This window comes from Pseudomonas sp. R32, from assembly GCF_009866705.1.
Taxonomy (GTDB): Bacteria; Pseudomonadota; Gammaproteobacteria; order Pseudomonadales; family Pseudomonadaceae; genus Aquipseudomonas; species Aquipseudomonas donghuensis.
Genome location: NZ_CP019396.1, coordinates 3,143,955 through 3,167,024, shown reverse-complemented (window position 1 = coordinate 3,167,024; position 23,070 = coordinate 3,143,955). Strand labels below are relative to the sequence as shown.

The window sequence follows — 23,070 nt, the reverse complement described above, 5'->3', positions numbered from 1 at the left end:
AGGTGCGTTCAAGGGTATTTTCTCAACCAGGGTCCAGCAATCGGCTTGTATGCAGTTGATTGCAGCAGCCAGTGCACGAGTCTGAGGGTTTGAACGTGCTTATGCCAGCAAAGGCCGTAATACGCCCGCTACGATTGTGTCGTTGAGGTACTCGACGATGCCGTGGCGGTTATCGCTGCCGTTGCTGGCGTTGCTGTGGTTTTGCACCGCAGGTGCTCCACTGAACCGCGCGGCGGGAATTTCGTAGAGCGCCACCACATCGCGTTTGTCACGAATGTTGACCCAGCTGGGTACGCCATCCGGGGCCTTGCGCGGCGAACCGTTGGAGGGCAGCCGGCTCAGGATGGCTTCAATGCCCAGGGGCGAGCCGAGGGTCACCAGGCCCTTGATATTGCTGCGTGCAGGCCGGTTCATCAGCAGGTTATAGGCAATGATGGTACCCAGGGAGTGGGCCACCACGATGCACGGATCGTTTTCTGGAAGCTGCGCATCGACCAACGTGTTGACCGCGTCACGGATGGTTTTTTCGGTCAGGTAGTACCACACATCGCGTGTGAACAACTCGACCGAGGTCGCGCCGACACCGGGCAACTGATCGAGCAGGCGCAGGGCCGCCAGCACGCCGCGCCAGTTCTGAACACCTTTCTCAAGCACCTCGCCATTGGCCTCGGCGTTGATCTGTTCCTTGCTGATACCTTGCTGCTTGGCAATGTCGTAAATGACCTGGCGCATGAACTCTTCTTCCTCGCCACCCGGGGCCGCGGCGTCGGCGCCTTTGTCGGTGAGTACCTGAAAGTCTTTCTGCGCTCTGCGGTAGGTTTCGTCGAACAACAGATCGCCGTAGTAAGGGAAGGCCACATCGACCACGCCAGTGTAGGGCGAACCGATGTCTTCAAAACCCTTGATCAAGGCATTGGTCCAGGTGTTTTGCAGGGTGAGCGGGTTCTTGCCTTGTTGTGACCGGCCATGGATGAACACGACTTTCATGACAACTCTCCTTGTAGAAAAGCTTCGATAAGCGGTTGGGTATCGCGGCGGCGAAAGGTCGACCATTCAGTATTGAGCCGGTATTTACCGGCTTCGAGGATTGCAGGGTGGAGCTTCTGGTTCTTGCCATGGGCTGCCAGCACTGTCCAACCCAGGCTCATCATCGGGCAGAACGGGGCGATCAGCGGCCGTGCCTTGCGCTTGCCGGATGCCAGGGCGCCGGCGAGCAAAGCCACATCGAACGGCACGGGCAAAGGCGGTTGGGACGATGCCTGGTAGTCAAGGAAGTAGCTCAGTACCGAACGCACGCCTTGGTCGTCAGCGGCCAGCAGATAGGCGTAGGCGGCGTAGATGCCCAAGGTCGGGTCCAGGCGCTTTTCCTGGCGCAGGACATCGGCGAAGCTCGATGCCTGGGTCGCGGCCAAGGTGCGCAGTTTGGCGCTGCTGGCGAAGGCTGCGGCAAGTGCTTGCAGGTGGTGCAGGTGCAGGCGCCTGCTCGGAGTTTGCGCAAAGGTCTGGGCCAGGGTCATACCCATCTCGAACGAAACCGACTGCACCAGGCCTTCGTCTACGTGGACTGTGCCGATGTAGCCGGGCATGACCGGCAAGACGATCAGGGTGTCGTCGCTGAACGTGACGATGACTGACTGTGCCTGAGCAGACGGCGCCAGGCTGATGATGCTCTGCTGGTCATGGGTTTGCACAAGGGGCGCCGCTTGGCCGGGGGCCACCAGCACGCTGATGGCCTGGCTGCCGATGATGCGCAATCCGCTTTCGGCCAGGCTCTGGGGGAGTGCTGTGTAGCGCTGCAGGTTGCGCCGGTAGGCTTCGTCGAGGCCGGCTTGTTCAAGCAATGTGGTGCTGATGTACGCCTCGGGTTCCTTGAGAAAGCTGCTGGCCACCTGTTGTATCGCCTGGTTTCGGCTGGTGACCCTGAGGTCTGCTGGAAACAGATCGGGAAGCGGCAGGATCTGGATTTGCTCAAAGTAGGGTGCTCCGGCTCCAGCCGGCAGGCCGTAGTCCAGCGGCCCGGGGCCAGGCAGCGGGGAAGGGCTGGCAAAGACTAGCGGCGGGCTGGCATAGCCGAGGAACAGCGGTTGGCGCGCCTGGACAATGATGTCCGGCGTTTGCTCGAATCGCGGTGTTTGCTGCTGGGCGCGGGTCGGCACCTGGTTGTACAGGTAGTCTTCCAGAAGCCAGGTGGGAATGATCGGCACGCTGGAGCCCGGCCAGGTCTCGCAAATTTCTGTCGGTGGGCTTTGCAGCGCTTCGAGCAGGACCTTGGTAAAGAAGCCTTCGCCTTTGTACTCCTTGGCGGTTTGTGACGGTTCGGTGGCGTAAAAGATATCGACCTTGCCGGGCTTGATGCCGACCACCGCACCGCGTTTCACCGCCGGCCTGCCACTGACCTGGCCCAATGAACCAAAGGGGTCGACCGCATTGCGACAGGCGTCGGAGATGATCACGACATGGGGTACGCCAATATGGCGGGCGTTGAGCGCCGTTGCGGCAATGTTGATGGCTTCGTCGGGGTAGTCCTTGACGTTCGACAGCAAGACTTGTTCATCGGCGCCGTTCTTGACAATGCCGTGCCCGGAGAAATACAGAATCAACAGGTCGAGCCCGCCGACCGCGAGCAAGTCGCGGGCGGCGGTCTGGATCGCCTTGGCTTCGACCACCTGGTCATTCTGATCGGTCAGCACGCTGATGCTCGGGCTGATGCCGAACTGCTGTTGCTCCTCCAGCCAGCGGGCAAATTGCAGTGCCCCGCTGGCCGCGCCCTTCAACGAATCCAGAATGCCAGTGTGATCCACCCCGACGGCAATCAAACCAACGTTTCGGCTCATGGCCCGGCCCTCGGTCCGCTAGAGGCGTAGTGCTATCAGTATGGGGCGGTTTTTGCGCTTATCCAGTGCGGCGCCGGTGCCGGGCGACGAGGTGCCAGCAGGGCAGTCAGGCCAACACCTCGATAATTCGCCGGGCAATGCAGGGCGCATGAGTCTCCAGGGCAAAGTGGCCGGTATCGAGCAGCTCGACCACGGCATTGGGGTTGTCGCGCTTGTAGGCCTCGGCCCCCGGGGCAATGAAGAACGGGTCGTGCTTGCCCCAGATGATCAGCGAAGGCACCTGATACTCGCGCAAAAACGCCTGGAACTGCGGGTAGCGCTCAAGGTTGTTGGCGTAGTCGAGGAACAGGTCGAGCTGGATCTCCTTGTTGCCCGGGCGCTCCAGCAACAGCGCATCGAGGGTGTAGGACTCGGGGGCGACCAGGCTCGGGTCCGCCACGCCATGCAGGTACTGCCAGCGAGTGCCCTCCAGGTGCAGAACCGCATCGCCCACGGTTTTCCGGTTGGCCGCCGAAGGGTCAGCCCAATACGCCCTGATCGGCGCCCAGGCATCGCCCAAGCCTTCAAGATAGGCGTTGCCATTTTGCGAGACGAAGCCGGTGACCCGTTCAGGATGCGCCACGGCCAGGCGCAGGCCGGTGGGCGCGCCGTAGTCGAACACATACATCGCGTAGCGCTTGAGGTTAAGGGCCTCGACAAAGGCGCCGAGGGTCTGCGCCAGGGCATCGAAACTGTAGCGATAGTCGCGCTCGGGCGGCACTTCAGTGAAGCCAAAACCCGGCAGGTCCGGGGCAATCAGGTGAAAGTGCCCGGCCAGCAGCGGGATCAGCTGGCGAAACTGATGGGATGAACTGGGAAATCCGTGCAGCAGGAGCAATACCGGGGCCCCCGGCTCGCCGGCTTCACGGTAGAACACGCGAACGCCGTCGGCGTCGACGTACTGGTAGCGCACGGTTGGGGTGAAAGTGCTCATCGGACTGATCCTCTGTAACCGATTAAATTGGTTTGTTGGGTTACTGCGCAAGCAAATCTTGCACGGGCTTAGTAACCTGTCAAACTCAATTTAAACGGTTACAGATCTTTCGCGATGAGTGGTGCTGTAACTTGTACTGCAGAAAATAAGGGTTACCATGGACCAACCCCACCACCGAGAACGGCCATGACCGACACCATCACCGAGCCCTACGTCCTTGCCGACCACCCGGTGCTGGACATGCTCAACACCGTGGCCATTGTCGACGGCCAGCGCACCGATTTCTGGCGCAGCGATGCCGATGTGCTGACCTGGCTGCAGCGCCTGGGCTTACACCCGCAGGCGATGCCGCGCCTGGCCAAGGGCGCTTTGCTGGCGGCGGCAGTCACTTTGCGTGAAGCACTGCGCGACCTGGTCGAGCAGCGCAAGGCGGGCGAACGCGGCAATCCGGCGATCCTCAACCGCTTCCTGGCCCAGGGCGCCAGCCACGGGCAACTGGTGTGGGACCAGGACGCCAACCCGAAACTGCTGCGAGTGGCCGAGCAGCGTTCGGCCGAGCAACTGCTGGCGCCCCTGGCCGAGCAAGCGGCCGAGCTGTTGGCCGGCGGCGACTTCAGCCTGGTCAGGACCTGCGAACACCCGGACTGCATCCTCTGGTTCTACGACCGCACCAAGTCCCACCGTCGGCGCTGGTGCAGCATGGCGGTGTGCGGCAACCGGCATAAAGTCGCCGAGCACCGCAAGCGCCTGCGCCAGGAGTAGCCGCCATTGTAGGAAGGCTCTGATGCCCGGGTTTAAACACCCGGCAGCCGGGCAGCGCTAAACCGGTGCATGCCGGCGGTTTAAACAAACCCCTCCAGAGCGCCATCTTGGCCCGCTATGTGCTTTGCCTCTGCCATCGATTGCTGATCGATTGGTCAAACCTGCAAGTCGCCGCATTGGCTTGAGCGCGCAGGTTGTTTCTTGCAAATGCGCCTGTAGCCCGATAGCTGCAGCGTTTACTGGAACCTGAGGCATGTCGCTCCCCGAACTCCCCGACCAGGTCAACGCTGATGCCGGCTGGCGCGCCGAGCTCAGGCTGCGTTTCGTCCGGGGCGAGACCAGGACCTGTATTGGTGCGCGGCGCCATTTCGGTCCTCTTTTGGTGCAGCGGCCGTTCTATCCCGAAGGCGCACCGTGCCACGTCTATGTGCTGCACCCCCCAGGCGGCGTGGTCGGTGGCGATAAGCTGCTGCTCGATGTGCAGTTGGAGGCGGGTAGCCATGCGCTGCTGACCATGCCCGGAGCGACCAAGTTCTACCGTAGCGCCGGCCCGACCTCGATTCTCCAGCAGCACTTCTGCCTGGCCGAAGACAGCACGCTCGAATGGCTGCCCCAGGGCAACATCTGCTTTGCCGGCGCCCGCGTGCATCTGGAAAACCGTTTTACCCTGGCGCCTGGCGCGCGCCTGCTGGCCTGGGAAACCCTGTGCCTGGGCCGCCCGGTGATGGGCGAGACCTTCAGCCACGGCGCCCTCGACAGTCGCCTGCACATCGAGGTGGCCGACGACCCGGGCCTGCACGAACGCTTGCGCATCGACGGCGGGCCGCTCGACAAGCTCGCAGGCTTCCCCCTGCAAGCGACCTTCTGCGCCTACCCGGCCAGCAGCGAACTGCTCGACCACAGCCGCGCCCTGCTCGAAGACCTGGGCGCCCCGGCCGGCGCGACCCTGCTCGGCCAACTGCTGGTGGTACGCCTGCTCGACCACGACAACCAACGCCTGCAATCCACTTTGCAGCGGCTCTGGCATGCCTTGCGACCCGCCGTGGTCGGCCTGGCGCCATGCCCGCCGCGGATCTGGGCCACTTGAGAGAACGCCATGGAGCTGACCCCGCGAGAGAAAGACAAACTGCTGCTGTTCACCGCCGCGCTGCTGGCCGAGCGGCGCCTGGCCCGTGGCCTGAAACTCAACTACCCGGAAGCGGTGGCATTGATCAGCGCCACGGTGATGGAAGGTGCCCGCGACGGGCGCACCGTGGCCGAGCTGATGAACCTGGGCCGCGAAGTGCTGCGCCGCGACCAGGTGATGGCCGGGGTCAGCGAAATGATCCCCGATGTGCAGGTGGAAGCGACCTTTCCCGACGGCACCAAGCTGGTCACCGTCCATGACCCGATCATCTAGGAGCGCAGGATGATTCCCGGAGAAGTACAGGTCGCCGACGGCGACATCGAACTCAATGCAGGCCTGGCGGTAATCAGCGTCACCGTCGCCAACCACGGCGACCGGCCGGTGCAGGTCGGCTCGCACTATCACTTTTACGAGGTGAACAACGCCCTGGTGTTCGAGCGCGAGCCGACCCGTGGCTTGCGCCTGGATATCGCCGCCGGTACCGCCGTGCGGTTCGAACCGGGCCAGGCACGCACCGTCCACCTGGTGCCGTATCGCGGCAAACGCGAGGTCTACGGCTTTCAGGGCAAGGTCATGGGCAAGCTGGAGAATCAGGCATGAGCCGGATATCGCGCAGGGCCTATGCCGACATGTTCGGCCCGACGGTGGGCGACCGCGTGCGCCTGGCCGACACCGAGCTGTGGGTCGAGGTCGAGAAGGACTTCACGGTTTATGGCGAGGAGGTCAAGTTCGGCGGCGGCAAGGTCATCCGCGACGGCATGGGCCAGGGCCAGATGCTTGCCGCCCAGGCGTTGGACCTGGTGCTGACCAATGCGCTGATCATCGACCACTGGGGCATCGTCAAGGCCGACATCGGCATCAAGGACGGGCGCATCGTCGGCGTCGGCAAGGCCGGCAACCCCGATGTGCAACCGGGGGTGACCCTGGCGGTGGGGCCGGGCACCGAGGTGATCGCCGCCGAAGGCAAGATCGTCACCGCCGGCGGCATCGACTCGCACATTCACTTCATCTGCCCGCAGCAGGTCGAAGAAGCGCTGACCTCGGGCATTACCACCTTCATCGGCGGCGGCACCGGGCCTGCCACCGGCACCAATGCCACCACCTGCACCTCCGGGCCCTGGTACCTGGCGCGCATGCTCCAGGCCGCCGACCAGTTGCCGATCAATATCGGCCTGCTGGGCAAGGGCAACGCCTCACGGCCCGAGGCCCTGCGCGAGCAGATCGAAGCCGGCGCCGTCGGCCTGAAACTGCACGAAGACTGGGGCTCGACCCCGGCGGCCATCGACTGCTGCCTGAGCGTGGCCGAGGAACACGACGTGCAGGTGGCGATCCACACCGACACCCTCAATGAATCCGGCTGCATCGAGGACACCCTGGCGGCCATTGGCGACCGCACCATCCATACCTTCCACACCGAAGGCGCCGGCGGTGGCCATGCGCCGGACATCATCCGCGCCGCAGCCTTTGCCAACGTGCTGCCGTCCTCGACCAACCCGACCTTGCCCTACACCCAGAACACCGTCGACGAGCACCTGGACATGCTCATGGTCTGCCACCACCTGGACCCGAGCATTGCCGAAGACGTGGCCTTCGCCGAGTCGCGCATCCGCCGCGAGACGATTGCCGCCGAAGACATCCTCCATGACCTCGGGGCGTTTTCCATGACCTCGTCCGACTCCCAGGCCATGGGCCGGGTCGGGGAGGTGGTGCTGCGTACCTGGCAGGTGGCGCACCAGATGAAACTGCGCCGTGGCCCCTTGGCGCCAGATAGCGCACGCAGCGACAACTTCCGGGTCAAGCGCTACCTCGCCAAGTACACCATCAATCCGGCGCTGACCCATGGCATCGCCCATGAAGTGGGCTCGATCGAGGCCGGCAAACTGGCTGACCTGGTGCTTTGGGCGCCGGCGTTCTTCGGGGTGAAACCTGCGCTGGTGATCAAGGGCGGGATGATCGCCATGGCACCCATGGGCGATATCAACGGCTCGATCCCGACCCCGCAACCGGTGCACTACCGGCCGATGTTCGGCGCCCTGGGCGCCGCGCGCCATGCCACGCGCATGACCTTTCTGTCCAAGGCGGCGATCGACCGTGGCGTGCACCGGCAACTGGGGCTGCACAGCCTGATCGGCGAGGCTCGAGGCTGCCGCACGGTGCGCAAGGGCGACATGGTTCATAACGGCCGGTTGCCGATGATCGAGGTCGACTCGCAAACCTACCAGGTGCGCGCCGACGGTGAGCTGCTGGTGTGCGAACCGGCCACGGTGTTGCCGATGGCCCAGCGTTATTTTCTGTTTTAAGGAGCGAGCATGATCCTCTTGACCCGTCGCCTGAGCGACACCGCCCAGGTAAGCGGCACCGTCACCCTCACTGTCGACACGCGCATCAAGAGCCGCGTGCGCGTCACCCTCGACGATGGCCGCGAGGCCGGCTTGATGCTCGAACGCGGGCAGTTGCTGCGCGGTGGCGAACTGCTTGGCGAAGCGCAGGGCGGCGAGGTGATTCGCGTGCTGGCGGCGGCCGAGCAGGTGTCCACGGTGCGCTGCGCCGATCCGCTGTTGCTGGCCCGCGCCGCCTACCACCTGGGCAACCGCCATGTACCGCTGCAGATCGAGGCCGGCCTGGTGCGTTATCAGCACGACCATGTGCTCGATGAGATGGTCCGCGGCCTGGGCCTGGAGGTGGCGCTCGAGCAGGCGCCGTTCGAGCCTGAAGCCGGTGCCTACCAGAGCGCGCCGCACAGCCACGCCCACAGTGACCATTTGTTCGTTCGCGTCGCTCAGCACTGATTGTCGATAAGGAGATTGCCCGATGAAAAAACTCATTACCCTCGCACTGCTGCTGGTTGCGGTTCCGGCGTTCGCCCACCCCGGCCATGACGCCAACCCGTTGCAGGACGGTTTGCTGCACCCGCTGACCGGCCTTGATCACTTGCTGATGCTGCTCGGCACCGGCGTGCTCGCGGCCCTGACCGGGCGCACCCTGGCGCTGCCGTTGCTGACCCTGGGCGCGATGTTCGGCGGGGCGCTAATGGGCCACGTGTTCGGCGGTGTGCTCGGCATGGAAACCATGATCATCGGCTCGCTGCTGGTGGCCGCCGCGGCGCTGCTGGTGCCCAGCCGCCAGGTATTGCTGGCCCTGGCCATGCCGCTGTTTGCCCTGTTCCACGGTTGGGCCCATGGCGTTGAAGCCAGCCCGGGCGCGTTCTGGGTGTTCAGCGCAGGGTTCGTCAGCGTCAGTGGCCTGTTGTTGCTGGTCGGCTTTGGCGCGGGATGCCTGCTGCGTCGGCACCAGGGCTTGCAGAAGGCCTTCGCTGGCGGCCTGCTGGCCGGCGCCGCGTTGGTGCTGGCCGGTTGATGAGCCACGACCTGAAGCTGCTGCGCTTGCTGCAACTGGCCAGCCCGAGCCTGCCGGTGGGTGGTTTCACCTACTCGCAAGGCCTGGAGTGGGCGGTGGAGGCCGGCTGGGTGCAGGGCGCCGAAGGTTTTCGCAACTGGCAATGCCAACAGATCGAGGACACCCTGTGCCACCTCGACTGGCCGCTGCTGGCGCGGCTGTATCAAGCTTGCCTGGATGACGATGCCGAGGCGTTCGCGCGCTGGAGCCGGTTTTTACTGGCCAACCGCGAAACCGCCGAACTGCGCCTGGAAGAACGCCAACGCGGCATGGCCCTGACCCGCCTGCTCGATGGCTGGCAACTGGGCCAGGCGCCTGAATGGCGTGCGTCGCTGGAGCTCAGCCAGCTCGGTGGCATGGCCTGGTTGGCTGTGCACTGGGAGATCCCGTTGCGTGATCTGGCCCTTGGTCACGGCTATGCCTGGCTCGAAGGCGCGGTGATGGCCGGGGTCAAGCTGGTGCCGTTTGGCCAGCAAGCGGCACAGACCTTGCTGCGTGACCTGAGCGAAGTTCTACCCCAGGTGCTGCAAACCGCCCTGGCCCTTGGCGATGACCAGCTCGGCGGCGGCTTGCCGTTGCTGGCGATTGCCTCGGCGCGGCACGAAACCCAATACACCCGCTTGTTCCGATCCTGAGGAAACCCCCATGCAAAGCTACCAACAACCCCTGCGCGTCGGTGTCGGCGGCCCGGTCGGCTCCGGCAAGACCGCGCTGCTCGAAGCGCTGTGCAAGGCCATGCGCGACCATTATGAGATCGCCGTGGTGACCAACGACATCTACACCAGGGAAGACCAGCGCATCCTCACCGAGGCCGGCGCCCTGGCCCCCGAGCGCATTGTCGGGGTGGAAACCGGCGGTTGCCCGCACACCGCGATCCGCGAGGACGCCTCGATGAACCTGGCGGCGGTGGAAGAACTGGCGCGCACGTTCGGCAACCTCGAAGTGATCTTTGTCGAGAGCGGCGGCGACAACCTCAGCGCCACCTTCAGCCCGGAGCTGGCGGACCTGACCGTGTACGTGATCGATGTCGCCGAAGGTGAAAAAATCCCGCGCAAGGGCGGGCCGGGGATCACCAAGTCGGACTTCCTGGTGATCAACAAGATTGACCTGGCGCCTTACGTCGGAGCTTCGCTGGAGGTAATGGAAAAGGACACCCAGCGCATGCGCCCGCAACGGCCGTGGACCTTCACCAACCTCAAGACCGGGCAAGGCTTGCAGCAGGTGATCGATTTCATCGTCGAGCGGGGCATGTTGAAACCGCTGTGATCGTCAACAGCATCGCTGGCAAGCCAGCTTCCGCAGGAATGCGTGGGCCTGATAGAGTCGCCACCCCCAACGACTCGATCCAATGCAGGAGGCAACTTTGATGATGTGCAGTCAGTGCGGCAAGGACCACGCCGATGACCTGGGTGAACTGGCGTTCCGGCGTCCGGATGCGCTGTTCGCGCTTAGCGCCGAGGAGCGCGAGCACAAGGTTAGGGAAAGCAACGACTGGTGTGTGATCGCCGGCGAGCGGTTTTTTCTGCGGGCACTGTTGCCACTGGCCGTGGCGCAAATGAACGATAGCTACTGCATCGGTATCTGGGTTGAACTGCAGCCGAGCGATTTCGAACGTGTCTGCGAGCTCTGGCGTGATGAGGGCCAGGCTGGCGAGCCGCCTTTTGCCGTACGCCTGGCCAACAGCATTGCCAACCTGCCAGAGACCCTGGGGCTGGAAGGCCTGCTGCAGTTGAGCGGGCCGACCTCACGCCCCTGTGTGACGCTGAGCGCCAGCAGCCACCCGTTGGCCGTGGAGCAGGCCAACGGGATTTCCTTGCACCGCGCGCATGAGTACAGCGTGATCTTCGCCTGAAAGGCCCAGGCCCGTTCCGTGCTGGGTGGCCAGGCCTATGCCACCCATCAGTCATAATGTACCCCGAGCCACACCGTGGCCTGGGTGCTGTCGGTCCATTCGACCCGATGCCGGCAGTGCGCCGGAATATCAATGAAATCCCCCGGTCGCAGCACCCGCTCGGCAGGCTCATGTTCCAGCCGCAACCCGGCAGACCCGGCCAGCAGCAGCACCCATTCGCCCTGCGCCTGGTTGTACCAGAACCCCGGTGGGCTGGCCTGGCCGTGGGAGACGATGCGTTCAATGCGCAGCCCCGGGCGGGTCAGCAGTTGTTCGAAGTGCTCTTGTGCGCCCGCCGCGGGCAGTGGATCAAACAGGTTGTCGAGCATGGTGGCCTGGCTCTCGTCTGGTTGCACGTTGTGGTTTAAGGTGGGCACCTGCCACTCATGATAGGGATTGATCATGAAACACCCGCTTTTGCGGCCCCTCGTTGTTGCAATGCTGCTGGGCGCGGCCCTGCCAGCCCTGGCGGCATTGCCAAGCGCGCCGTCCTACATCGACGATAGCGGTTATTCGCCGGCTGCCAAGCAGCGCATCCTGCCGCCAATGTTCGCCCAGGCCCTGACCAGCACCCGCTACCTTGCCAAGCCGGACAACCCGCTGATCACCCAGGCCGAAGCCAGCGAATTCCGCCAGACCAGCAACTACGACGAAACCCGCGCCTACATGACCCGCCTGGCGGCGGCCTCCGGTGGCAATATCGTGCTCAACGACCTGCCGGAAAAAAGCGCCGAAGGTCACCCGATGTTGATGGCCATCGCCTCCCTTGAGGTCGACAAATCGCCGGCCGGGTTGAATGAATCGGGCAAGCCGACGATCTTCGTCGAGGCCCAGATTCACCCGGGCGAAGCCAATGGCAAGGATGCGATGTTCATGCTCCTGCGTGACATGACCACGGGTGACAAACCGTTGGCTGCCTTGCTGGAGAAGGTCAACATCCTGTTCATTCCCACCGTCAATGTCGACGGCGACCTGCGCCGCAGTGCCTACGGGCGGATCAACCAGAACGGCCCGGATGAAACCGGCTGGCGGGTCAACGGCCTGAACTACAACCTCAACCGTGACTTCACCAAGCTCGACAGCGCCGAAATCCGCAACGTCGCCTGGGTGTTCAACACCTACCAGCTGAGTTTCTTCGCTGACACCCACTCCACTGATGGCGCCATGTACCCTTACGACAGTTCGTATTGCCACAATGGCAATGGCTGGTCGCCGGCCAGCAGCGCCTGGATGGACAACGTCATGCGCGCACCGTTGTACCAGGCGCTGGAGGCCGACGGCCATGTGGTGCACGAGTGCATCAGCCTCAACAGCAACCAGGACCCGAGCCAGGGCTACTACCCGTACCGCACGGACTACGCACGTTTTTCCAACCAGTACGGCGATATCCGCAATGTACCGTCGATCCTGATCGAGCAACACGCATTGCACCCGTACCAGACCCAGGTGCTGGGCAATTACGTGATGCTCAAGAGCATGTTCCAGGTGATCGGCGATCAGGCGGTGTCGCTCAACGAAGCCATCCGCCAGGACCGCGAACGCCTGGAGACGCAAGAGCAGGTGACCCTGACCTGGAAGCCGGGCAAGGCCCAGACCACAGCGTTTACCGTAGGTGATTACCGCTATGAGCAGTCGCCGATTACCGGCGCCAGGACCATTGTCTGGAGCAACACGGCGAAAAAACTCAAGGTCCCGGTCACCGGCAACACCGAGCCCGACCTGGTGGTCAAACGGCCCCGGCAGTACGTGGTGCCGGGGCAGTGGCGCGAGGTGATCGCCCGGCTCAAGGCCCATGGCATCCACATGACCACTCTCGACAAGCCGACACCGATTGCCGTTACGCTGTATCGCATGGATGAGGTGAAAGTGGCGGGTGGTTTCGAACCCGATCGCACGCAAAGCAACCAGATCCCCGGTTACGAAGGGCGCTTGCTGGTCAGTGGCGTGGCCAAGCCGCTGGAGCGCTTGCAGACCTTCCCGGCCGGCTCGGTGGTGATCGATACCGACCAGCCGTTGGGCGTGCTGGCGGTCAACCTGCTATACCCCGAAAGCCCGGACTCGTTCTGGGCCTGGGGCTTCTTCAATTCGACCCTGGTGGCGGCTGAAGAGCCGGAGGAATACGTGATGGAACCCATGGCGCGCAAAATGCTCGCCGAGAGCCCGGAACTGAAGGCCGAGTTCGACAGCAAGCTCAAGAACGACAAGGCCTTCGCCGCCAGCCCCAGCGCACGCCTGCACTGGTTCTACGCGCGCACGCCGTTCTATGACGTCAATGCGTTTGTCTATCCGGTGGGCGCGGTGTACTGACCGGGTATCAATCGGTCTGAAATCGGTATTGGTCTTGGGCAAAAGCGGTGATCTATAAAGGCTCTGGTCTTTCAGCCAGAGCCTACATTGCATGAACATCCGCCGTCGCTCGCTTTTCGCCGCCAGCATGGCCCACGCCGTGCACGACGGCCTTACCGACGTTATCTACGTATTGCTGCCGCTGTGGCAGGCGCAGTTCGCCCTGAGTTTTGCTCAGGTCGGCCTGCTGCGTGGCGCCTATGCCGGGATGATGGCGGGCCTGCAACTGCTGGCCAGCCGCGCGGCAAAGCGCTGGGGCCGGGAGCGCCTGTTGGTCGGCGGCACGGCCCTGGCCGGGCTGGCTTACCTGGTTGCCGGGCAGGCCAGTGGCCTCGCTGTGCTGTTGCTCGCGCTGTTGCTGGGCGGCCTTGGCGCCAGTACCCAGCACCCCCTGGCGTCGTCGTTGGTCACCGACACCCATGAGGCCGGGGGCGGGGTCAAGGAGGCGCTGGCGCAGTACAATTTTGCCGGCGATATCGGCAAGATGCTGGTGCCTGCCGGGGTCGGTTTGCTGTTGCTGGTAACCAGTTGGCAAACCAGCGTCACCGTGCTGGGCCTGCTTGGCCTGGCTGCCGCCGGCGTACTCTGGTGGCTGCTTGCGCCGCAGCCGTCGTTGCCGTCGAGCCCGCGCAAAACCGTGTCTGCCCGTGGTAACGACTCCGGCAGCGGCCTGGCCGCCTTGCTGCTGACCGGCACCCTCGACAGCGCCGTGCGCATGGGGTTTCTTACCTTTCTACCGTTTTTGCTGCAAGGCAAGGGCGCCGGCTCCGCGGGTATTGGCCTGGCGTTGATGCTGCTGTTTGTCGGCGGCGCCTTCGGCAAGCTGGTGTGCGGCTACCTGGGTGCGCGCATTGGCATGATGAAAACCGTGTGGTTCACCGAGTCGGCCACTGCGTTGCTGATCCTGTTGATGTTGTTCCTGCCGCTAGCGGCGATGATGGCGCTGTTGCCGCTGCTGGGCCTGGTGCTCAATGGCACCTCGTCGGTGCTGTACGGCGTGGTGCCGGAACTGGCGGGGGCGGGCAGGCGCGATCAGGCCTTTGCCTTGTTCTACACCGGCACCATTGGTGGCGGCGCGCTGGCGCCGGTGGTGTTCGGCCGCCTAGGCGATGGGTCCGGCATCACTGCGGCGGTAATCGGCCTGGCGGCGCTCCTGCTGCTGACCCTGCCGTTGTCCTGGTGGGTCGAGCGGCAACTGCATAGCTACCTGCCAAGGACCCTTTAGGCGCAGCGGTCGCAATCCAGGCGCCACCGGGTGTGCTGGCTGGGCGGTCCTCATCGCTGGCAAGCCAGCTCCCACAGGTTCTGCGCCAGCCGAGCCCTGTGGCTAGGGCAGCCAGTTGTTGAGCCTGCTCAGATAAAGATCGTTCCGCGCAGGTACAGCGCACCCTCACCGCTGATGATCACCCGGCCGTTGTCCAGCACTTGACAGTGCAGCTGGCCCTTGCGCACGCCGCCTTGCTCGGCCGTCAGGCTGCGCTTGCCCAGGCGCTCGGCCCAGTAGGGGGCCAGCGAGGTGTGCGCGGAGCCGGTGACCGGGTCTTCATTGACGCCTACCCGCGGGCCGAACCAGCGCGAGACGAAGTCAAAGTGCTTGCCCGGGGCCGTGACCGCAATACCGCGCACGTCAAAGGCCGCCAGCGCAGCATAGTCGGGCTCAAGATCGGCGATCAGCGCTTGATCCTCGACCACCACCAGGTAGTCATCGGTGCGGTACAGCGCCTCGATCCGCTCCAGGCCCAGGGCCTGCAACAAGCCATCGGGCACTGCCACGGCTTGTGGCTGCTTGGCCGGGAAGTCCATGGCCAGGCGAGCACCGTCACGGCGAACCCGCAACTCGCCGCTACGGGTGGCAAAGCGCAGGGTGTCGCGCTGTTCAGCGAACTGCTCGAACAGCACCCAGGCGGTCGCCAGGGTGGCGTGGCCACACAGGTCGACTTCTACCGTCGGGGTAAACCAGCGCAATTCGAACAGCTCGCCATTGCGCACCACATAGGCGGTTTCCGACAGGTTGTTCTCGGCAGCAATCTGCTGCAGCGTCGCATCCGGCAACCAGGCCTCAAGCGGGCACACTGCGGCCGGATTGCCGCCAAACGCCGTGGCTGAAAACGCGTCTACCTGGAACATTTCAAGTTGCATGCTGCTCATCCCTGTCCGTTGTCTGTCGCCCGGATCTGCTCCAGGTAGTTGTAGATGGTGTAGCGGGTCACGCCGAGTGTGGCGGCGGCTTTCTCGATACCGCCCTTGACGATGAACAGGCCGCGCTCCTGCATGTGCCGCACGGCCTGGATCTTTTGCGCTTTCTTCATGCCTAGCACGCCGCGGGGGCAGGCGTCCTGGATGATTTCGATCATCAACTGTTCCATGTCCCGGGATTCATCCGGCACTGGCGCAGGTGCGCTGGCCAGCCCCAGCAGGCCTGCGAGCACGTGATGCGCGGCAGCGATCGCGCTGAGGTCGGTGTTGATGCACAGGCTGGCAAACGGCTGCCCGCTGCTGTCGCGATAAACCACGGTAGCGCTGCGCAAGGGGCGGCCGTCGGGGGCGAGGGTGGCGTAGTTCTCGACCACGATCGGCTCGCTACTGGAGCGATCGTCCATCGCCCGGCGCACGGCGGCGAAACCCTGGTCATGACGCGGCCCGGCCAACACCGAATCACCGACCTGGCGCCCGGTGACATGGCCGTTGGCGATGGCGAGGATGGAGCGCTGCGGGTTGAGCACGTCATGCAGGACGATTTCGGTATGGGAGCCGAGTGCATGGCTGAGCATTTTCAGGGTGCTGTGCAGTACGCCGAGGATCAGCTGTCGTTCGCTGCTCAATGCGCTGGAAACCTTCATCAGGGCCTTCGAGGGAGTTGAATGGTCGCGGTCAAATTATCAACTAGTAGTTGAAATATCAACTAACTGTAGATTTTATGTCCAGCATCTCCACCCGCTAGGGCCCTTCAGGATTGCGTCCGCCCGGCTCAGGCACTTAAGATATAACCATTCTCATTTAATGCCTGCGCCGATGAAAGTGCCTCCTCCTGCTGACAGTCTCGACACCTTGTACAAGGGCTATCACGGCTGGTTGCTGGGGTGGCTGCGACGGCGCCTGGACTGTCCGCACAATGCCGCCGACCTGGCCCAGGACACTTTCGTGCGCCTGCTCAATGCCGGTGCCTACGTGGCGCCGCGCGAGCCGCGAGCGTTTCTGGCCACGGTGGCGCGCCGCCTGCTGGTCGATCGCGGCCGTCGGCAAAAGCTTGAGCAGGCGTACCGTGAAGAACTCGCGCGGCACGTCGAGCACCTCGAGCAGGCCCCTTCACCCGAACAACTGCTGGCGGCCGTAAATGCCCTGAACACATTGCCCGCGCGCTGGAGCAGATGAGTGCGCGCGCACGTCAGGTGTTTATCCTGCGCCACCTGGAAGGCCTGAGCCATGCGCAGATCGCCGAGCGCTTCCAGGTCTCGAGCAAAACCGTGCAGAACGATCTGGTCCAGGCCTTGCTGCAGTGTCATGCCGCCAGCGAGTCGGCACGATGAGCCCGTCACCCAGCGCCGCGGTGTTGCGCGAGGCGGCCGAATGGTTGGTACGCCTGGATGATGAACCGAGCGCTGCCGATCAGCAGGCGTTCAGCGCCTGGTTGGCCGAGGCCGATGAACACCTGGACGCCGTGCAGCGTTTGCAAGGCAGCCTCGCACCGCTGCGCGAACTGCCGCGTGCGCCGGCCCGTGCCGCCTTGCAGCGGGTGACGGCGCGAGCCCCCGGCAAGCAGGCACTCAAGGCGCTGGCCGTCAGCCTGGCGCTGTTGCTGCCCGGCGCTGCCTTGCTCCAGCATTATCCGCCGGCCTACCTGATGGCCGATCTGCGCACCGGTACGGGCCAGTGGCGCAGCGAGCAATTGCCGGACGGCAGTCGGATCAGCCTGGAGGGCCGTACGGCGGTCGACCTGCAGTTCGACGCGCAGACCCGTACCGTTCGGTTGCTCAGCGGTGACATCCTCGTGGACGTGGCCAAGGATGCCGCCCGGCCGTTCCGGGTGGTGACCGAGCATGGCAGCATTCGCGCACTGGGCACGCGTTTTAGGGTGGAGCGCCTGGACGAAAGCACGCGCCTGGTGATGATCGAGTCGAGCACCGAAGTGCGCAGCGGCGCCAGCACCCAGACGGTGAGCGCCGGACAGCAGGTACAGTTCAGTGCCTCGGGCATGCAGGCGGTGCAGGCAGTGGATGCCTCGGGCCAGGAGCAGGCCTGGGCCAGGCAGCAGATGCTGGTGCGCGAACAACCCTTGAGCGAGGTGCTGGAGCGCCTGGCCCGCAATCACCAGGGCTACCTGCTGTTCGATGCCAAGGCTCTGGCGCACCTGAACGTCACCGCGGTGCTGCCTGCCGACGACAGCGAGCGGGCCTTGCGCCTGCTGGCGCGCAGCTTCCCGATCCGGGTCGAGCACTACACGCCGTGGCTGACCCGTGTCAGGCTCGAATAAAAATTATTATCAAACGCTTCCAGTTCTTGTTACCCGAGCGTCCTTGTATTAGCCCAATACATCGGAGAGTCGGGAACATGCTTTCACCCAAGCCATTCAAGCCCTGCCGTGCGTTGACCCTGGCGGTCCACTTCGCCCTCGGCGCCGTGCCTCTGCTGGCTGCCCAGCCGCTACAGGCCCAGCAGCAGATAAAACGCTACGACATTCCTGGCGGCCCTTTGGGTGACGTGCTGAGCCGCTTTGCCCGCGAGAGCGGCCTGGCCATCTCGTTCAATGCCGGGCAAGTGGCAGGCCTTGCCAGCGCCGGTCTGCAGGGCAGTTACGCCGTGCAGGAAGGGTTCGCCCAGGTCCTGCGGGGCCATGCATTGCAGGCACAGGCGAGCAGCGATGGCTATGTGCTGGTCGAGGTGCCCGCCGCCAATGGGGCATTGGAACTGGGCGCCACCAGTATCAATGGGCAGGTGCTGGGAAGCATCACCGAAGACAGTGGCTCCTACACCACCGGGCCGATGCAGACGGCGACCAAGCTGGCCCTGACCATCCGCGAGACACCGCAGTCGGTAACGGTGATCACCCGTCAGCGCATGGACGACCAGAACCTGCGCAGCCTTGAAGATGTGCTCAAGAGCACCCCCGGCATGTCCATGACCAAGGATGGCCCGCAGCGCCCGACGTTCTACGCGCGTGGCTTTACCGTGGAAAACCTGATGAACGACGGGCTGTCCAACGACCTGTCGCATTACCTGTCGCGGGACATGAACTCGGCGCCGGACATGGCCATCTACGACCACGTCGAAGTGGTGCGCGGCGCCACCGGGCTGATGCAGGGAGCGGGTACGCCGTCGGCGGCCATCAACATGGTGCGCAAGCGCCCGACCGCGGACCCGCGCGTGAGCATCACCGCCAGCGCCGGTAGCTGGGACAACTACCGCAGCGAAGTGGATGCTTCCGGGCCACTCAACGACAACGCCACCTTGCGCGGGCGGGTGGTCACGGCGTACCAGACGCGCAACAGCTTTCAGGACGTCACCGATAGCGAGCGTTCGGTGTTCTACGCCATTGGCGAGGCCGACCTCAGCGACAACAGCACCTTGACCCTCGGCGTCTCCAACCAGCGCGTCAACAACACCGCGACCTGGGGTGGCCTGCCAACGGCAATCGATGGCAGCGACCTGCATTTGTCCCGCAAGACCTACCTGGGCAATGACTGGGAGTACTGGGACCAGGACAACACCACCGTGTTCAGCCGCCTGGATTACCGCTTCGACAACGACTGGAAACTGCTGTTGGCCGCCAGCCGCACCTGGTCGGACCTGAAGATGCTGGGCACCATGACCGAACGCATGGGCGATGAGGGCGAGGTGTTCGGTCAGTACCTGGGCCAGTACCACTATGACGATGAGCAGAGCAGTTACGACGCCTACGCATCGGGGCCTTTCCAGTTGCTCGGGCGGACCCATGAACTGGTGGTCGGTGCCAGCCGGCGTGAGCTGACCTTCGAAGGCAAGGGCAACTACAGCGACGACGCGATCGGCATAGATATCTACAACTGGGACCCGGGCTCGCTGCCCAAGCGCGAGCTGGACCTGAGTTACTGGCATCAGGATCGCGAGACCTCGCAGACCGGCGCCTACCTGACCACCCGCTTCAACCTGGCCGACGACCTGAAGCTGATCCTCGGCGGGCGCCTGGACTGGTACGACAACGACACCCGTACCCGCAACGGCAGCCGCGCGCCAACCGGCAGCGACTACTCGGTGACGCGTCATGTCACGCGTTACGCCGGCATCATCTATGACCTGGACGTGCACCATTCGCTGTACGCCAGCTACACCGACATCTTCAAGCCGCAGTCGGAACTGGACGCGGCGGGCACCGCGATCGAGCCGATGGAGGGCAAGAACTATGAGCTCGGGATCAAGGGCGAGTACTTCGACGGCAGTTTGAATGCCAGTGCCGCAGTGTTTCGCATCGACCAGCAAAACCGCGCCAAGACGCTTGAGATCAATGAGTGTTCGGCGCTGGTGCCCAGTTGCGCGGAGGCTGCCGGCAAACTGCGCAGCGAAGGGATCGAGCTTGAGCTCAACGGCACCGTTCTGCCGGGGTGGGAGTTGGGCGCGGGCTATACCTTTGCCCAGGTCAAATACGTCAAGGACAGCAACCCGGCCAACGAGGGACGCCTGTTCGATACTGATATTCCCCGCCATGTGTTCAAGGCCTTCACCACCTATCAACTGCCGGGTGAACTGCAACGCTGGAAGGTCGGCGGCGGCCTGTACCGGCAGAACCAGATCTACAACAAGGGCAACAACTTCTATGCCACCGAGAGCCGTTTCCGTATCGAGCAGCAGGCCTATACCCTGGTCGATCTGATGCTCAGCTACCAGGCCTCCGAGCACCTGGATGTGCGCTTGAACCTGAACAACGTGTTCGACAAGAAGTACTACCAGAGCATTGCCGGCAATACCGCCTACGGCGGCAACCTGTACGGTGATCCGCGCAACTTCATGCTGACCACGCGCTGGAGCTTCTAAGGGCCGAGCCTGCGGGGTAACCGCAGAGGGCACAGGTAAGGCAAGAGCGGCGCCCTTGATGTGCGGGCCGCCGCTCAAGCCTTACAGAATTTGAAATAGTTTCATGCTGTGAGAAAAGACTGCTGCAATTGTAGGATCACTTCCCCAATTGATTTCAGGTTGACATGACTTCGTTCTCGGAGCCCCCCAGTACCCGGCCGTTCCGGCCTTTCTCCCGTCCTTGTGACGCTTCCCGCCTGTTCCCGCACATGAGTAATCGCCCATGGAATGGCTAGCCGACCCCACGGCCTGGCTGGGCCTTGCCACGCTGATTGTGCTGGAGCTGGTACTGGGTATCGACAACCTGGTATTCATCGCCATCCTCGCCGACAAGTTGCCGCCCCATCAACGCGACCGCGCGCGGGTGATCGGCCTGTCGCTGGCATTGATCATGCGCCTGGGCCTGCTGGCCAGCATTTCCTGGATGGTGACCCTGACTGCGCCGCTGTTCGAGGTGTTCGACAAGCACTTCTCCGGTCGCGACCTGATCATGCTGTTTGGTGGTGTATTCCTGCTGTTCAAGGCCACCATGGAGCTGCACGAGCGCCTGGAAGGCCACGTTGCGCAAAATACCGGCAGCGTGCGGCATGCCGCGTTCTGGCCAATCGTGGCGCAGATCGTGGTGCTTGATGCGGTGTTCTCCCTGGACGCGGTGATCACCGCCGTGGGCATGGTCGAGGAACTGTCGATCATGATGATCGCGGTGGTCTTCTCGATCGGCATCATGATTGTCGCCAGCAAGCCGTTGACCCGCTTCGTCAACAACCACCCGACGGTGATCATGCTGTGCCTGGGCTTCTTGATGATGATCGGCTTCAGCCTCACCGCCGAGGGCCTGGGCTTTCATATCCCCAAAGGCTACTTGTATGCGGCCATTGGCTTCTCGATCCTCATCGAGCTGTTCAACCAGTTGGCCCGTGCCCGGCGCAAACGTAGCCTGCAGCAGCACCGGCCGCTGCGTGAGCGTACCGCCCATGCGGTCATGCGCCTGCTGGGCGGGCGTCGGGTCGAGGCCGACGACGTTGGCGAGGAGATCGCCGACCTGGTTGAAGGCGGTGAAGCGCAGGTGCTGTTCGACCGCCGCGAGCGGGTGATGATCAGCGGCGTGCTGAACCTTGCCGAGCGGCCAATCAAGACGGTGATGACGGTTCGGGCCGAGGTCGACGCGATTGACCTGGCGCAGCCGGCCGAGGCGATTCGCACTGCTCTGATGCATTCGTCCTATTCGCGCCTGCCGCTGATTCGCGACGGGCGCATCGAAGAACCCCTGGGCTTCGTGCACAAGAAGGAGCTGCTCAAGGAGCTGCTGGCCGGTCATCAGCCCGACCTTGAGAGCCTGGCCCGGGTGCCGCTGAACCTGCTGGAGAGTTTCAGCATCCTCAACGCCCTGGAGCAGATGCGCAACCAGTCGACGCACATTGCCTTCGTGGTCAACGAGTTCGGTGATTTCACCGGGGTGCTGACCATGACCGATATCCTCGAGTCGATTGCCGGCGAGCTACCGGATGCCAGTGAGGTCGAGGGGCCGGGCATTGTCGAAGACGAGCAGGGCTTTGTCGTCAGCGGCGCCCTGAACCTCAGCCAGATCCAGGCGCGCACCGGTTTTGCCGCCAAACCCACCGAGGACTACCAGACCCTCGCCGGCCTGGTCATGAGCCTGCTCGATCGCTTGCCAATGGTCGGCGACAGCCTGGTGTGCAATAGCTGGAAGATGACCGTGGTCGCGGTGGAGGAGCGTCGGGTGCGGCAGGTACGCCTTACACCGAACGCCGCCGTTGACGCAGCAGGTGCCTGACGCCCTCAGCGATCAGCACCAGCACCGCCAGCCAGATCGGCAGGTAGGTCAGCCACTGGTCGGGGCCGATGGTCTCGCCCAGTAGCAGGGCGACGGCCACCAGCAACACCGGTTCGACATAGCTGAGCAGGCCGAACAGGCTGAACGCCAGCAGGCGGCTGGCCAGTACATAGCAGATCAGCGCCAGGGCGCTGATCACCCCCAGCAGCGGAATCAGGCCGTACAGCCCCGGATGCTCGGCCAGGTCCCGGGCCGACAACGGGCCCTGAATGACGAAGTACAGCGCCGCAGGCAACAGCAGGCACATGTCGGCCCATAGCCCACCGAGGTGATCGGTGGCGCATTTGCGCCGCAACACGAAGTACAACGGGTAGCCGCCGGCGACCAACAGGGTTTCCCAGGCAAAGCTGCCGTGCTGGTAGAGCTCATGGCCGACGCCGGTCATCGCACAGGCTACCGCCAGTTTCTGCAGGCGCGACAGGCGCTCGCCATAGACCAGGCGGCCGGTCAGGACCATGGTCAACGGCAACAGAAAGTAACCCAGCGAGACTTCCAGGCTGCGCCCGTGCAACGGCGCCCAGAGGAACAGCCAGAGTTGCACGCCCATCAACGACGACGTCCCCAGCAGGCCGAGCAACAGCAGCGGCTTACGCCGCACGCGCGCCAGCAACCCGGTGACCAGCGGCCAGTCGCGGGTGAACAGCATGAACAGGGTGACGCACGGCAGGGTCAGGAGCATGCGCCAGCCAAATACCTCTTCGCCATCCAGGGGTGTCAGCAGCGAGGTGTAGTAGTACATCACGGCAAACAGGAACGATGCCGTGACCGATGTAATGATGCCTTTTGACACAAATGCCTCGGTTGCAAAAGATGACAGAGCGGGTAACCCGCCATGATCTCAGG

22 protein-coding genes and 1 pseudogene are annotated in these 23,070 nt (G+C 63.8%); 16 read left to right on the top strand and 7 right to left on the bottom strand.

All coding sequences use genetic code 11. The features are described from left to right. Window positions 1-99 precede the first annotated feature (99 nt). The 3 genes from PspR32_RS14730 to PspR32_RS14720 all read right to left on the bottom strand — a co-directional run bounded on the left by PspR32_RS14730 (window position 100) and on the right by PspR32_RS14720 (window position 3,807). On the bottom strand, window positions 100-987 hold the full coding sequence (locus tag PspR32_RS14730) for an alpha/beta fold hydrolase (RefSeq protein ID WP_159388772.1): 888 nt from the start codon (window positions 985-987) through the stop codon (window positions 100-102). Next, a complete protein-coding gene (locus PspR32_RS14725; RefSeq protein ID WP_010223653.1) occupies window positions 984-2,834 on the bottom strand; it encodes a caspase family protein in 1,851 nt (616 codons plus the stop codon). The genes PspR32_RS14730 and PspR32_RS14725 overlap by 4 nt, the downstream gene beginning before the upstream one ends. Before the next feature lie 106 nt (window positions 2,835-2,940). Beyond that, window positions 2,941-3,807 carry an alpha/beta fold hydrolase gene (locus tag PspR32_RS14720; protein WP_100783359.1) on the bottom strand — a complete coding sequence of 289 codons (867 nt, stop codon included), beginning with the start codon at window positions 3,805-3,807 and terminating at the stop codon, window positions 2,941-2,943. A 186-nt stretch (window positions 3,808-3,993) separates the two neighbouring features. Here PspR32_RS14720 and PspR32_RS14715 point away from each other — a divergent pair, with 186 nt between their 5' ends. The 10 genes from PspR32_RS14715 (at window position 3,994) to PspR32_RS14670 (ending at window position 10,943) form a co-directional block, all read left to right on the top strand. Beyond that, window positions 3,994-4,569 (top strand): CGNR zinc finger domain-containing protein, encoded by a 576-nt coding sequence (locus PspR32_RS14715; protein ID WP_036995164.1) that lies wholly within the window; start codon window positions 3,994-3,996, stop codon window positions 4,567-4,569. 253 nt (window positions 4,570-4,822) lie between these two features. After that, window positions 4,823-5,656: an urease accessory protein UreD gene (locus PspR32_RS14710; protein WP_036995163.1), complete on the top strand. Its 834-nt coding sequence runs from the start codon at window positions 4,823-4,825 to the stop codon at window positions 5,654-5,656. 9 nt (window positions 5,657-5,665) lie between these two features. After that, on the top strand, window positions 5,666-5,968 hold the full coding sequence (locus PspR32_RS14705) for an urease subunit gamma (protein ID WP_010223644.1): 303 nt from the start codon (window positions 5,666-5,668) through the stop codon (window positions 5,966-5,968). Window positions 5,969-5,977: 9 nt separating this feature from the next. Beyond that, the gene (locus PspR32_RS14700; RefSeq protein WP_010223642.1) at window positions 5,978-6,295 is read left to right on the top strand and encodes an urease subunit beta; all 318 of its coding nucleotides are present in this window, start codon (window positions 5,978-5,980) and stop codon (window positions 6,293-6,295) included. Further along, complete coding sequence (ureC, locus tag PspR32_RS14695; protein WP_100783360.1) at window positions 6,292-7,995, top strand: urease subunit alpha; 1,704 nt, start codon at window positions 6,292-6,294, stop codon at window positions 7,993-7,995. Before PspR32_RS14700 ends, ureC begins: the two co-directional genes overlap by 4 nt. A 9-nt stretch (window positions 7,996-8,004) precedes the next feature. Continuing rightward, window positions 8,005-8,484, top strand: coding sequence for an urease accessory protein UreE (gene ureE, locus PspR32_RS14690; protein ID WP_100783361.1), 480 nt, complete (start codon window positions 8,005-8,007; stop codon window positions 8,482-8,484). 22 nt (window positions 8,485-8,506) lie between these two features. Further along, window positions 8,507-9,052 carry a HupE/UreJ family protein gene (locus PspR32_RS14685; protein ID WP_010223636.1) on the top strand — a complete coding sequence of 182 codons (546 nt, stop codon included), beginning with the start codon at window positions 8,507-8,509 and terminating at the stop codon, window positions 9,050-9,052. Then, on the top strand, window positions 9,052-9,726 hold the full coding sequence (locus PspR32_RS14680; RefSeq protein WP_010223635.1) for an urease accessory protein UreF: 675 nt from the start codon (window positions 9,052-9,054) through the stop codon (window positions 9,724-9,726). Before PspR32_RS14685 ends, PspR32_RS14680 begins: the two co-directional genes overlap by 1 nt. Before the next feature lie 10 nt (window positions 9,727-9,736). Next, window positions 9,737-10,357, top strand: a complete 621-nt coding sequence (ureG, locus tag PspR32_RS14675) for an urease accessory protein UreG (protein ID WP_010223633.1) — start codon at window positions 9,737-9,739, stop codon at window positions 10,355-10,357. A gap of 100 nt (window positions 10,358-10,457) precedes the next feature. After that, window positions 10,458-10,943 (top strand): DUF2199 domain-containing protein, encoded by a 486-nt coding sequence (locus tag PspR32_RS14670; RefSeq protein ID WP_159388771.1) that lies wholly within the window; start codon window positions 10,458-10,460, stop codon window positions 10,941-10,943. Window positions 10,944-10,990: 47 nt separating this feature from the next. Here PspR32_RS14670 and PspR32_RS14665 read toward each other — a convergent pair whose 3' ends face one another. Further along, entirely contained in the window at window positions 10,991-11,311 is a 321-nt protein-coding gene (locus PspR32_RS14665) for a cupin domain-containing protein (RefSeq protein ID WP_036995213.1), read from the bottom strand. 73 nt (window positions 11,312-11,384) lie between these two features. Here PspR32_RS14665 and PspR32_RS14660 point away from each other — a divergent pair, with 73 nt between their 5' ends. Beyond that, window positions 11,385-13,289 (top strand): M14 family metallopeptidase, encoded by a 1,905-nt coding sequence (locus tag PspR32_RS14660; RefSeq protein ID WP_159388770.1) that lies wholly within the window; start codon window positions 11,385-11,387, stop codon window positions 13,287-13,289. A gap of 91 nt (window positions 13,290-13,380) precedes the next feature. After that, on the top strand, window positions 13,381-14,553 hold the full coding sequence (locus tag PspR32_RS14655) for an MFS transporter (protein ID WP_100783363.1): 1,173 nt from the start codon (window positions 13,381-13,383) through the stop codon (window positions 14,551-14,553). Window positions 14,554-14,681: 128 nt separating this feature from the next. On the opposite strand, the gene PspR32_RS14650 is transcribed toward PspR32_RS14655, so the two are convergent. Then, complete coding sequence (locus PspR32_RS14650) at window positions 14,682-15,467, bottom strand: PhzF family phenazine biosynthesis protein (RefSeq protein WP_010223623.1); 786 nt, start codon at window positions 15,465-15,467, stop codon at window positions 14,682-14,684. Between the two features lie 5 nt (window positions 15,468-15,472). Continuing rightward, complete coding sequence (locus tag PspR32_RS14645; protein WP_159388769.1) at window positions 15,473-16,168, bottom strand: helix-turn-helix transcriptional regulator; 696 nt, start codon at window positions 16,166-16,168, stop codon at window positions 15,473-15,475. A 160-nt stretch (window positions 16,169-16,328) separates the two neighbouring features. Between PspR32_RS14645 and PspR32_RS14640 the strand changes: the two are divergent. From PspR32_RS14640 to PspR32_RS14625, 4 genes and pseudogenes are all read left to right on the top strand, one after another. Beyond that, window positions 16,329-16,855, top strand: a pseudogene (locus PspR32_RS14640) (sigma-70 family RNA polymerase sigma factor). Next, entirely contained in the window at window positions 16,852-17,799 is a 948-nt protein-coding gene (locus PspR32_RS14635; protein WP_010223617.1) for a FecR family protein, read from the top strand. The pseudogene PspR32_RS14640 and the gene PspR32_RS14635 overlap by 4 nt, the downstream one beginning before the upstream one ends. 77 nt (window positions 17,800-17,876) lie before the next feature. Beyond that, window positions 17,877-20,333: a TonB-dependent siderophore receptor gene (locus tag PspR32_RS14630; RefSeq protein ID WP_159388768.1), complete on the top strand. Its 2,457-nt coding sequence runs from the start codon at window positions 17,877-17,879 to the stop codon at window positions 20,331-20,333. Window positions 20,334-20,595: 262 nt separating this feature from the next. Then, the gene (locus PspR32_RS14625; protein ID WP_010223613.1) at window positions 20,596-22,167 is read left to right on the top strand and encodes a TerC family protein; all 1,572 of its coding nucleotides are present in this window, start codon (window positions 20,596-20,598) and stop codon (window positions 22,165-22,167) included. Here the strand turns inward: PspR32_RS14625 and rarD are convergent. Next, on the bottom strand, window positions 22,130-23,017 hold the full coding sequence (gene rarD, locus PspR32_RS14620; protein ID WP_159388767.1) for an EamA family transporter RarD: 888 nt from the start codon (window positions 23,015-23,017) through the stop codon (window positions 22,130-22,132). The genes PspR32_RS14625 and rarD overlap by 38 nt on opposite strands. Between the last annotated feature and the right edge of the window lie 53 nt (window positions 23,018-23,070).

Excerpts from the sequence above, each read along its gene's own strand:
- PspR32_RS14730 (WP_159388772.1), bottom strand. The coding sequence starts at position 987 with ATGAAAGTCGTGTTCATCCATGGCCGGTCACAACAAGGCAAGAACCCG.
- PspR32_RS14725 (WP_010223653.1), bottom strand. The coding sequence starts at position 2,834 with ATGAGCCGAAACGTTGGTTTGATTGCCGTCGGGGTGGATCACACTGGC.
- PspR32_RS14720 (WP_100783359.1), bottom strand. The coding sequence starts at position 3,807 with ATGAGCACTTTCACCCCAACCGTGCGCTACCAGTACGTCGACGCCGAC.
- PspR32_RS14715 (WP_036995164.1), top strand. The coding sequence starts at position 3,994 with ATGACCGACACCATCACCGAGCCCTACGTCCTTGCCGACCACCCGGTG.
- PspR32_RS14710 (WP_036995163.1), top strand. The coding sequence starts at position 4,823 with ATGTCGCTCCCCGAACTCCCCGACCAGGTCAACGCTGATGCCGGCTGG.
- PspR32_RS14705 (WP_010223644.1), top strand. The coding sequence starts at position 5,666 with ATGGAGCTGACCCCGCGAGAGAAAGACAAACTGCTGCTGTTCACCGCC.
- PspR32_RS14700 (WP_010223642.1), top strand. The coding sequence starts at position 5,978 with ATGATTCCCGGAGAAGTACAGGTCGCCGACGGCGACATCGAACTCAAT.
- ureC (WP_100783360.1), top strand. The coding sequence starts at position 6,292 with ATGAGCCGGATATCGCGCAGGGCCTATGCCGACATGTTCGGCCCGACG.
- ureE (WP_100783361.1), top strand. The coding sequence starts at position 8,005 with ATGATCCTCTTGACCCGTCGCCTGAGCGACACCGCCCAGGTAAGCGGC.
- PspR32_RS14685 (WP_010223636.1), top strand. The coding sequence starts at position 8,507 with ATGAAAAAACTCATTACCCTCGCACTGCTGCTGGTTGCGGTTCCGGCG.
- PspR32_RS14680 (WP_010223635.1), top strand. The coding sequence starts at position 9,052 with ATGAGCCACGACCTGAAGCTGCTGCGCTTGCTGCAACTGGCCAGCCCG.
- ureG (WP_010223633.1), top strand. The coding sequence starts at position 9,737 with ATGCAAAGCTACCAACAACCCCTGCGCGTCGGTGTCGGCGGCCCGGTC.
- PspR32_RS14670 (WP_159388771.1), top strand. The coding sequence starts at position 10,458 with ATGATGTGCAGTCAGTGCGGCAAGGACCACGCCGATGACCTGGGTGAA.
- PspR32_RS14665 (WP_036995213.1), bottom strand. The coding sequence starts at position 11,311 with ATGCTCGACAACCTGTTTGATCCACTGCCCGCGGCGGGCGCACAAGAG.
- PspR32_RS14660 (WP_159388770.1), top strand. The coding sequence starts at position 11,385 with ATGAAACACCCGCTTTTGCGGCCCCTCGTTGTTGCAATGCTGCTGGGC.
- PspR32_RS14655 (WP_100783363.1), top strand. The coding sequence starts at position 13,381 with ATGAACATCCGCCGTCGCTCGCTTTTCGCCGCCAGCATGGCCCACGCC.
- PspR32_RS14650 (WP_010223623.1), bottom strand. The coding sequence starts at position 15,467 with ATGCAACTTGAAATGTTCCAGGTAGACGCGTTTTCAGCCACGGCGTTT.
- PspR32_RS14645 (WP_159388769.1), bottom strand. The coding sequence starts at position 16,168 with ATGAAGGTTTCCAGCGCATTGAGCAGCGAACGACAGCTGATCCTCGGC.
- PspR32_RS14635 (WP_010223617.1), top strand. The coding sequence starts at position 16,852 with ATGAGCCCGTCACCCAGCGCCGCGGTGTTGCGCGAGGCGGCCGAATGG.
- PspR32_RS14630 (WP_159388768.1), top strand. The coding sequence starts at position 17,877 with ATGCTTTCACCCAAGCCATTCAAGCCCTGCCGTGCGTTGACCCTGGCG.
- PspR32_RS14625 (WP_010223613.1), top strand. The coding sequence starts at position 20,596 with ATGGAATGGCTAGCCGACCCCACGGCCTGGCTGGGCCTTGCCACGCTG.